Origin of the sequence: Amycolatopsis sp. NPDC059021 (assembly GCF_042739895.1) — a bacterium.
Lineage (GTDB): Bacteria > Actinomycetota > Actinomycetes > Mycobacteriales > Pseudonocardiaceae > Amycolatopsis.
This window is the reverse complement of the sequence record NZ_JBHYIQ010000053.1, coordinates 27,569-35,278: the sequence shown is the minus strand read 5'-3', so window position 1 is coordinate 35,278 and position 7,710 is coordinate 27,569. Positions and strand designations below refer to the sequence as shown.

11 protein-coding genes are annotated in these 7,710 nt (G+C 70.9%); 5 read left to right on the top strand and 6 right to left on the bottom strand.

What is annotated here, in order from left to right; all coding sequences use genetic code 11:
* Window positions 1-124: 124 nt before the first annotated feature.
* Window positions 125-1,105: an adenosine deaminase gene (add, locus tag ACFWX1_RS28070; protein WP_378392256.1), complete on the bottom strand. Its 981-nt coding sequence runs from the start codon at window positions 1,103-1,105 to the stop codon at window positions 125-127.
* 129 nt (window positions 1,106-1,234) lie between these two features.
* On the opposite strand from add, the gene ACFWX1_RS28065 reads away from it, so the two are divergent.
* From ACFWX1_RS28065 to ACFWX1_RS28055, 3 genes are all read left to right on the top strand, one after another.
* Complete coding sequence (locus tag ACFWX1_RS28065; RefSeq protein ID WP_378392254.1) at window positions 1,235-1,690, top strand: SRPBCC family protein; 456 nt, start codon at window positions 1,235-1,237, stop codon at window positions 1,688-1,690.
* Window positions 1,687-2,019 carry an ArsR/SmtB family transcription factor gene (locus tag ACFWX1_RS28060; protein ID WP_378392252.1) on the top strand — a complete coding sequence of 111 codons (333 nt, stop codon included), beginning with the start codon at window positions 1,687-1,689 and terminating at the stop codon, window positions 2,017-2,019. Before ACFWX1_RS28065 ends, ACFWX1_RS28060 begins: the two co-directional genes overlap by 4 nt.
* 75 nt (window positions 2,020-2,094) lie before the next feature.
* On the top strand, window positions 2,095-2,304 hold the full coding sequence (locus ACFWX1_RS28055; protein ID WP_378392250.1) for an antitoxin: 210 nt from the start codon (window positions 2,095-2,097) through the stop codon (window positions 2,302-2,304).
* 119 nt (window positions 2,305-2,423) lie between these two features.
* On the opposite strand, the gene recQ is transcribed toward ACFWX1_RS28055, so the two are convergent.
* Window positions 2,424-4,253, bottom strand: a complete 1,830-nt coding sequence (gene recQ, locus ACFWX1_RS28050; protein ID WP_378392248.1) for a DNA helicase RecQ — start codon at window positions 4,251-4,253, stop codon at window positions 2,424-2,426.
* A gap of 60 nt (window positions 4,254-4,313) precedes the next feature.
* Window positions 4,314-5,165 (bottom strand): SMI1/KNR4 family protein, encoded by an 852-nt coding sequence (locus ACFWX1_RS28045; protein ID WP_378392246.1) that lies wholly within the window; start codon window positions 5,163-5,165, stop codon window positions 4,314-4,316.
* Between the two features lie 44 nt (window positions 5,166-5,209).
* Here ACFWX1_RS28045 and ACFWX1_RS28040 point away from each other — a divergent pair, with 44 nt between their 5' ends.
* Complete coding sequence (locus ACFWX1_RS28040) at window positions 5,210-5,644, top strand: DUF6314 family protein (protein WP_378392244.1); 435 nt, start codon at window positions 5,210-5,212, stop codon at window positions 5,642-5,644.
* 3 nt (window positions 5,645-5,647) lie between these two features.
* Here the strand turns inward: ACFWX1_RS28040 and ACFWX1_RS28035 are convergent, their stop codons facing one another.
* Both ACFWX1_RS28035 and soxR read right to left on the bottom strand, forming a co-directional pair.
* Window positions 5,648-6,028, bottom strand: coding sequence for an ArsR/SmtB family transcription factor (locus ACFWX1_RS28035; protein ID WP_378392242.1), 381 nt, complete (start codon window positions 6,026-6,028; stop codon window positions 5,648-5,650).
* A gap of 67 nt (window positions 6,029-6,095) precedes the next feature.
* Window positions 6,096-6,569, bottom strand: coding sequence for a redox-sensitive transcriptional activator SoxR (gene soxR / locus ACFWX1_RS28030; protein WP_378392240.1), 474 nt, complete (start codon window positions 6,567-6,569; stop codon window positions 6,096-6,098).
* A gap of 99 nt (window positions 6,570-6,668) precedes the next feature.
* On the opposite strand from soxR, the gene ACFWX1_RS28025 reads away from it, so the two are divergent.
* Complete coding sequence (locus ACFWX1_RS28025; RefSeq protein ID WP_378392238.1) at window positions 6,669-7,262, top strand: NADPH-dependent FMN reductase; 594 nt, start codon at window positions 6,669-6,671, stop codon at window positions 7,260-7,262.
* Window positions 7,263-7,370: 108 nt separating this feature from the next.
* On the opposite strand, the gene ACFWX1_RS28020 is transcribed toward ACFWX1_RS28025, so the two are convergent.
* The gene (locus ACFWX1_RS28020; RefSeq protein ID WP_378392236.1) at window positions 7,371-7,604 is read right to left on the bottom strand and encodes a hypothetical protein; all 234 of its coding nucleotides are present in this window, start codon (window positions 7,602-7,604) and stop codon (window positions 7,371-7,373) included.
* Window positions 7,605-7,710: the final 106 nt, after the last annotated feature.

Sequence of the window (7,710 nt, the reverse complement as noted above, 5' to 3'; positions counted from 1 at the left end):
CCCCTGGCGCCCCCGGCCCCGCGGGGGGGGGGGGGGGGGGGGGCGCCTCCCGCCCGTCGGGGTCCTGCCCCCGCCGCCCCGGGCGGGTCCCCGGCACCCTCGGCGAGAAACCTCGAAGTGGTCGTCAGGGTGTCGCGAGCCAGGCGTCGATGTCCGCGTGAGCGGCCTTTTTCGTTGCCACAGGGGCGAAAGAGGCGTCGATGCTCGCGCGTGCCAGGTTCGCCAGCGTGGTGTCGTCGTAGCCGAACGTGGCGCGAGCTCGGGCGTACTCGTCGGTGAGGGTGGTGCCGGTGATCGAGGGGACGTCGGTGTTGAGCGTGACCGTGAGACCCGCGTCGATCAGCCGGGGGAGTGGATGCTCGGCGAGCGAGGGGACGAGCCCGAGCGTCACGTTCGACGACGGGCAGACTTCCAGCGCGATGCCCTCGTCCCGGGCGCGGGCGACCAGTTCGGGGTCTTCGAGGATCCGGATGCCGTGGCCGAGCCGTTCGGAGCGGCCGACGTCGAGCGCCTCGCGGATCGAGTCCGGGCCGGCGTCCTCGCCCGCGTGGTGCACGAGATGCAGCCCGGCGGCGTGCGCTTGGTCGCACACCGTGGCGAACGGGGCTATCGGGTACTTTTCCTCGCCCGCCATGCCGATGCCGAGCACTCCTTCGTCCGCGTGACGCAGCGCGAGGTCGAGAGTGCGCTGTGCCCGCTCGACCGAGCGGCGGCGTGAGTGGTCCAGCAGGACCCGCCATTCCAGGCCGTGCTCGGTGCCGCCTTTGGACAGTCCTTTGAGGACGGACGCGAGCGGCATGTCCGGCTCGCCGAGACGCTCCGCGTGCGACGCGGCGGTGAACGTCACCTCGGCGTAGCGGGTGCCCTGCGCGGCCTCGTCCTCGCAGAACTCGCGGGCGATCCGCTCGAAGTCCTCCGGGCGGCACAGACATTCGCGGAGCAGCGCGTTGTAGTCGGCGAAATCGCGGAAGCCGGTGAACGCCGGGGCTTCTCTGGGGACGTCGATCCCGTTGGCCGTTCCGATCTCCCACAGGGTCTCCGGCCGGATCGTGCTCTCGAGGTGGATGTGCAGATGAGCCTTGGGCAAGGTCGCGAGATCCCGCATGGCCGTGATCCTGCCCGATCGGGGCGGGCGGGCGCGCGGGATTATCCGACCCGCAACCCTGGGGTTGCGCCTCGCGGTCGTATGTGCAACTCTGGGGTTGCACTCGAACGCCGCAACGGAAGGAACGTCATGGTCAAGGACCGGATCGAACAGGAGATCGTCATCGACGCGCCCGTGGAGCGGGTGTGGGCGGTGCTGACCGAGCCCGAGCACGTCGGGCAGTGGTTCGGCCACGGCGAGCCCCCGCCGATCGACCTGCGCCCCGGCGGTGTCATGCGGCTGGACCACGGGGAGCACGGCCAGTTCCCCACCGTGTTCGTCGAGGTCGAGGCGCCGCGGTACCTTTCATACCGCTGGGCGAGCGGATTCCCCGGTGAGCTGGCGACCGAGTCGAATTCGACGCTCGTGGAGTTCACGTTGTCGCCGGAAGGGGACGGGACCCGGCTGAACGTGGTGGAGAGCGGCTTCGCCCAGCGGCCCCAGGCCGCCGGCCCCGCGCGGGACGACTCCTACGAGAGTCACGAGGGCGGCTGGTCGGAGGTCCTCGCCGCGGTGCGGAAGCGGTCCGAGAAACTGGCGGTATGACGCGTGATCCCGGTACCGGCTCCGTCGAGGAGGTGCTCGCCGCGCTGGCCGACCCCACCCGGCGGCAGCTCCTCGACCGGCTCGCCGCGCACACCTCGGCGACGGCGACGCAGCTGGCCGGGGAACTGCCGGTGAGCCGTCAGGCCGTGGTCAAGCACCTGGCGGTGCTCGACCAGGCCGGTCTCGTCACCGGGCACCGCGACGGCCGCGAACGCCGCTATCAGGTCCGGCCGGACGCGCTCGCCGACACCGCGCGCTGGCTCGATCACCTCGCCGCGCGCTGGGCGAAGCGGCTGGACGCCATCAAGCGGATCGCCGAGTCCGGCTGATTCCGCGCCGGGAACCCCGGGTACCCCGCTTCGCGTTGGAGAGGGTGAGACGCGATGCAGGAGGAGACGACGACCATGGGATTTCTGAAGAAGCTGACCGTCGTGGCGGGTGCGGCCACCGCGGCACGCGCGTACGCGAAGAAGAACCCGGAGAAGGTGAACCAGTTCGTCGGCAAGGCCGCCAAGTTCGTCGACGAGAAGACCAACGGCAAGTACCACGAGCAGATCGGCGGCGCCGTCCGCAAGGTCAACGGCGTCACCGGCAAACCCGCGCCCGAGGCCTGACCGGCTTCCCTGGAGTCGGCTTGCGTACTGGAAAGGTCCGCTCGCGTACCCCGGGAGTCGGCGGGCGAGCCGACTGCCCGGGTACGTGAGCCGACTGGCTAGGTACGCGAGTTCGCCGGTCAGCCGGCGAGGGTGTCGAGGACCTGCTGGCCGTATTTGGCGAGTTTGTTCTCGCCGACGCCGTTGACCGTGCCGAGTTCGGCCAGGGTGGTGGGGCGGTCGGTCGCGATCTGGCGCAGGGTCGCGTCGTGGAAGATGACGTACGCGGGCACGCCCTGCTCCTTCGCGGCCGCGGCCCGCCAGGCCCGCAGCCGTTCGAACAGCGGCGCGGCTTCGGCGGGCATCTCGACGGCCGCGGCGGCGCGGCGAGCCGGTTTCGCGGCCTTCGCGGCACGCTCCGGTTCGCGGCGCAACATCACCTCGCGTTCGCGGTTCAGCACCGACGCGCTGGCCTCGGTGAGCACCAGCGAACCGTAGTCGCCTTCGACCGCGAGCAGGCCCTGCGCCAGCAGCTGCCGGACGACGGCACGCCACTCCGGCTCCCGCAGTTCCGTGCCGATCCCGAACACCTTCAGCGTGTTGTGCTGGAACTGCTGGACCTTCGGGGTCTCCTTGCCGAGCAGGATGTCGATGATCTGCCCGGCGCCGAACTTCTGCCGCCGCTCGTTGCGCAGGCGCACCACCGTGGACAGCAGTTTCTGCGCGGGGATCGTGCCGTCCCACTTCTCCGGCGGGGCGAGGCAGGTGTCGCAGTTGCCGCACGGCCCGGCCTTTTCCCCGAAATAGCCGAGAATCTGCACCCGGCGGCATTCCACCGTCTCGCACAGCGCGAGCATCGCGTTGAGATGGCGGGCCTGCAGCCGGCGGTGCGCTTCGTCGCCCTCGGAGTTGTCGATCATCTTGCGCTGCTGCACGACGTCCTGCAGGCCGTAGGCGAGCCATGCGGTCGACGGCAGCCCGTCGCGCCCGGCGCGGCCGGTTTCCTGGTAGTAGCCCTCGACCGATTTCGGCAGGTCCAGATGCGCGACGAACCGGACGTCCGGTTTGTCGATCCCCATGCCGAACGCGATGGTGGCGACCACGACCAGCCCGTCCTCGCGCAGGAACCGCGCCTGGTTGTGCGCGCGGGTCCGCGCGTCCAGCCCGGCGTGGTAGGGCACCGCGGGAATTCCGTTGGTCACCAGGAAATCCGCGGTCTTCTCCACCGAATTCCGGGACAGGCAGTAGACGATCCCGGCATCGCCCTTGTGCTCGGTGCGCAGCAGCTCCAGCAGCTGCCGCTGCGGCGAGTTCTTGCCGACGATCCGGTACTGGATGTTGGGCCGGTCGAAGCTCGCGACGAAGTGGCGGGCGTCCTCGAGCTTGAGCCGGGTGGAGATCTCCTGGTGCGTGGCCTCGGTGGCGGTGGCCGTCAGCGCGATGCGCGGCACGTCCGGCCAGCGCTCGTGCAACGCGGACAGCGCCAGGTACTCCGGGCGGAAGTCGTGGCCCCACTGGGACACGCAGTGCGCCTCGTCGATGGCGAACAGCGAGATCTTGCCGCGGTCGAACAGCCGCGCCGTCGACTCCATCGCGAGCCGCTCCGGCGCCAGGTACAGCAGGTCGAGCTCGCCGTTGACGAATGCGTCCTCGACCTGCTGGCGCTGGGTGAAATCCTGGGTGGAGTTGAGGAATCCCGCGCGCACGCCGAGGTTGCGCAGCGCGTCGACCTGATCCTGCATCAGCGCGATGAGCGGGGAGACCACCACGCCGACGCCGGGGCGCACCAGCGCGGGGATCTGGTAGCACAGCGATTTCCCGCCACCGGTGGGCATCAGGACGAGCGCGTCGCCGCCGGCGACCACGTGCTCGACGATCGCGGCCTGGTCGCCACGGAACGCGTCGTAGCCGAACACCCGGTGCAGGGTGTCCAGCGCTTCACTCGGGGGAGCCGTCTCGGGGAGAGCCACCCGGCAGATTCTAGGCCCGGGGTCCGACAAGGCGGCCCAGCCGGGTGCGGCGTGCCGCGTTCAGCGCAGGATTTCCCAGTCCAGCACGCCTTTTTCCATTTTCGGCGGGTAGCGGCCGAACGCGGGCCCGCCGGTTTCGAGCGCGGTGGCGGTCTGGTCGAGCAGGTCGGTCAGGCTCGCGGGCCAGCGGTCGAAGTTCGCCGAACCTTCGTTGTCGTGTTCGCCGAGCCGCCCGGCATGGCCCCGCTGGTCAAGGAACAGCGAATTGCCGCCGCCGTCCTCGGCGAACGGCAGCCACTGGCCGTGCCACCACGAACCGGCACCGGAATCGATGCCCGGTTCGGCAAGCACGGTGCAGAGCGTTTTCGCGTTGCGGGCGATCTCGTCGATCGAACTCGGCGCGTAGAACGGCGGAAAAGTGAATCCGTCGCTGCCGCGTTGATCGAAACCACTGTGCCGACGCAGTGACGCGACGAGTTCCGCGGGGAAGGGCACGCCGATCTCCCGTTGCGCCGAGGCGAGACGGGTGAGATCCGCGGGCGGGCCGAGCCGGGTCGCGGGCGCGTGCGCGCCGAGCCAGCGTTCGATGCGTGCCCACGCGGCGTCCACCCTCGCCGACACGGCGGCCGGAACCTCGGGGAGCCGGTCCGGCCCCTGCCCGGCACGGCAGCCGGTGTCCTGCGGGACACCACGCGGCGGCGTCCGGATCGGCGTCGTCGGTCCGCCGCTGGACGGATAGCGCTGCGGTGTCATGGGTCCGGCTATCGCGCTCGTGACCGGTACCAGCAGGCCCTGGCCCGAACCGCCCGCGTGCCGGGTCGCCTCCTGCCGGACCACCGCGTAGACCAGCCCGCCCGCGATCACCAGGCTCGCCGTGACCACGACGATGGCCTGTCCCCGCCCCCTGCCCATGGGCACCGACTATGCCGCGCCACGGCACCCCGCACAATGGCCGGGTGGACACCTCTCTCCCGGTCCCCGATCTGGCCGCCTACCTCACCGGTACCTGGCGGCTGACGCGGGACATCGTCACCACCGGCGGCGCGGACGCGGGCGCGGTCACCGGCACGGCCACGTTCACCCCGGCCGAAGACGTCCTGATCTACGACGAAGAGGGCGAGTTGCGGCTCGGCGGCTTCGTCGGTCCCGTGACCCGCACGCTGCACTACCGCCTGGCCCGGCCGGAGCGTGCCGACGTGCATTTCGACCACGGCGGGTTCTTCCACGATCTGGACCTGAGCACGGGCCGGTGGTCGACCGAGCACCCGTGCCGTGCCGATCGCTACCACGGCGAGTTCCACATCCTCGACGACGGGCACTGGCGCCAGGAATGGACCGTGACCGGCCCGGCGAAGGACCACGTGATCGTCAGCCGGTTCGCCCGGCTGTAGCGCTCATCCGGCCTCTTCCGCGTCGCCGGGCTCGGCGTTTCCGGCGTGTTCGGCGGCCAGCCTGCGTTCGCGTTTGCCGCGGGCCAGTTCGGTCGCCAGCGCGTCGAGCGGGCCGGTCCAGAACCGCCGGTACCGGTCCAGCCAGCCGTCGATCTCCCGCAGCGGCGCGGGATCGACCGCGTACAGCCGCCGGGTGCCCTCGGCGCGGACGGTGGTGAAACCGTTCTCCCGCAGCACGCGCAGATGCTGCGACACCGCGGGCTGGGAGATCCCGAACTCGGCCCGCACCACCGCGGTGACGTCGCCCGAGCTCAGCTCGCCGTCGGCGAGCAGGTCGAGGATCCGGCGGCGGACCGGATCACCGAGGACGTCGAACGCGTGCATCCGGCAATTCTAAAAGCCCGCGCTTATGTAAGTCAACGCCGGGCCGTTCGGAGTCCACTGTGGACGATCACGCGTAGCCGTCGGTGCGGTGATCGGGCAGCCGCTGCGGCCCCGGCCCCTGTGCCCCGAGTTCGTCGCCGGGATTGGCGAGGCGGCAGCGGTTCAGCGACATGCAGCCGCAGCCGACGCAGTCGGTCAGCTGATCGCGCAGCTGCTCCATCGCCCGGATCCGCGCGGTGAGGTCCTTCTTCCAGCATTGGGAGATCCGGGCCCAGTCGGCGCGGTTCGGGGTGCGGTCCTCGGGCAGCAGCCCGAGCACCTCCCGGATGGCGGACAGCGGCATGCCCACGCGCTGGGACATCCGGATGAAGGTCACCCGGCGCAGCGTGTCCCGGCGGTAGCGGCGCTGGTTGCCCGCCGTCCGCTTGCTGCGGATGAGCCCTTCGTCCTCGTAGAACCGCAGTGCCGACGCCGGGACGCCGCTGCGCCGGGATAGTTCGCCGACGGTGAGGTCGGGCAGCTGGACGGTCGCGTTCGCCATGGGTCAGAGGATAACCCGGACCCGGGGCTTGACTTCAAGGGAGCTTGAAGTTCCAGGCTGATATCCAGATCGAGTTCCCTTGAGTTTCAGGAGGTTCGTGTGTCCGAGGTTCCCGTCCGGCTCGCTGTCGTCGTCGGCAGTGTCCGGGAAGGACGGTTCGCCCCGGTGGTCGCCGACTGGTTCGCCGCCGAAGCGGGCGCGCACGGCCGGTTCGAGGTCGACGTGGTCGATCTGGCCGAGCCGGATCTGCCCATGGTGCTGCCCGCGTTCGGTGCCGCGCCCGAGCCCGCCGTGCTGGCCGAAGTCGCGAAGGTGACGCCGCGGCTCGCCGCCGCCGACGCCTTCGTCGTCATCACGCCCGAGTACAACCACAGCTATCCGGCGTCGCTGAAGAACGCCATCGACTGGCACAACGCCGAATGGCATGCCAAGCCGGTCGCGTTCGTCTCCTACGGCGGGATGTCCGGCGGACTGCGCGCGGTCGAACACCTGCGTGGCGTCTTCGCCGAACTGAACGCGGTGACGATCCGCGAAACCGTGAGTTTCCACGGCGTGCACGGTCAGTTCGGTGCCGATGGGAAGCCGAAGGACGCCGAGGCGACGTCGGTGGCCGCGAAGACGCTCCTCGACCAGCTGGAGTGGTGGGCGAGGACGCTGTCGGCGGGCCGCGCCGCACGGGCCTACCCGGCCTGATCGCCCGCCGTGCCCGCGCGAGCTGAAGGGGACTTTCGTCTCGTCTCATGCGAGGAAGGTCCCCTTCAGCTCGTCCTACGCGAGGAACGTCCCCTTCAGCTCACGACGTCAGAGGTCCGGCCAGCCGCGGCGCAGATGGGCGAAAGCGGTGTCCAGGGCCGCGACCGGGTCCGGCTCCAGTGCGGCGAGGTCGGGGATTTCGAGGACGAAGCGGGCCAGTACGCGCAGCGAAAGGTCGTTCTCCTCGCGCCCGGTCTCCTCGGCGAGGACGCGGGCGAGCGCCGGTTCGTTGTCCGCCCACAACGCCCGCGCGTGGGCGCGCAGCGCGGGGGTGGCGAGCACGAGTTCGGTCCGGGGGCGCGCTTGCGGCCCCGGGGGGGGGGGGGACGGGCCGGGCGGGGCGCGGTCCTAGCGGCGCCCCGCCCCGGAGGTGCGGCCCAGCGCCCGC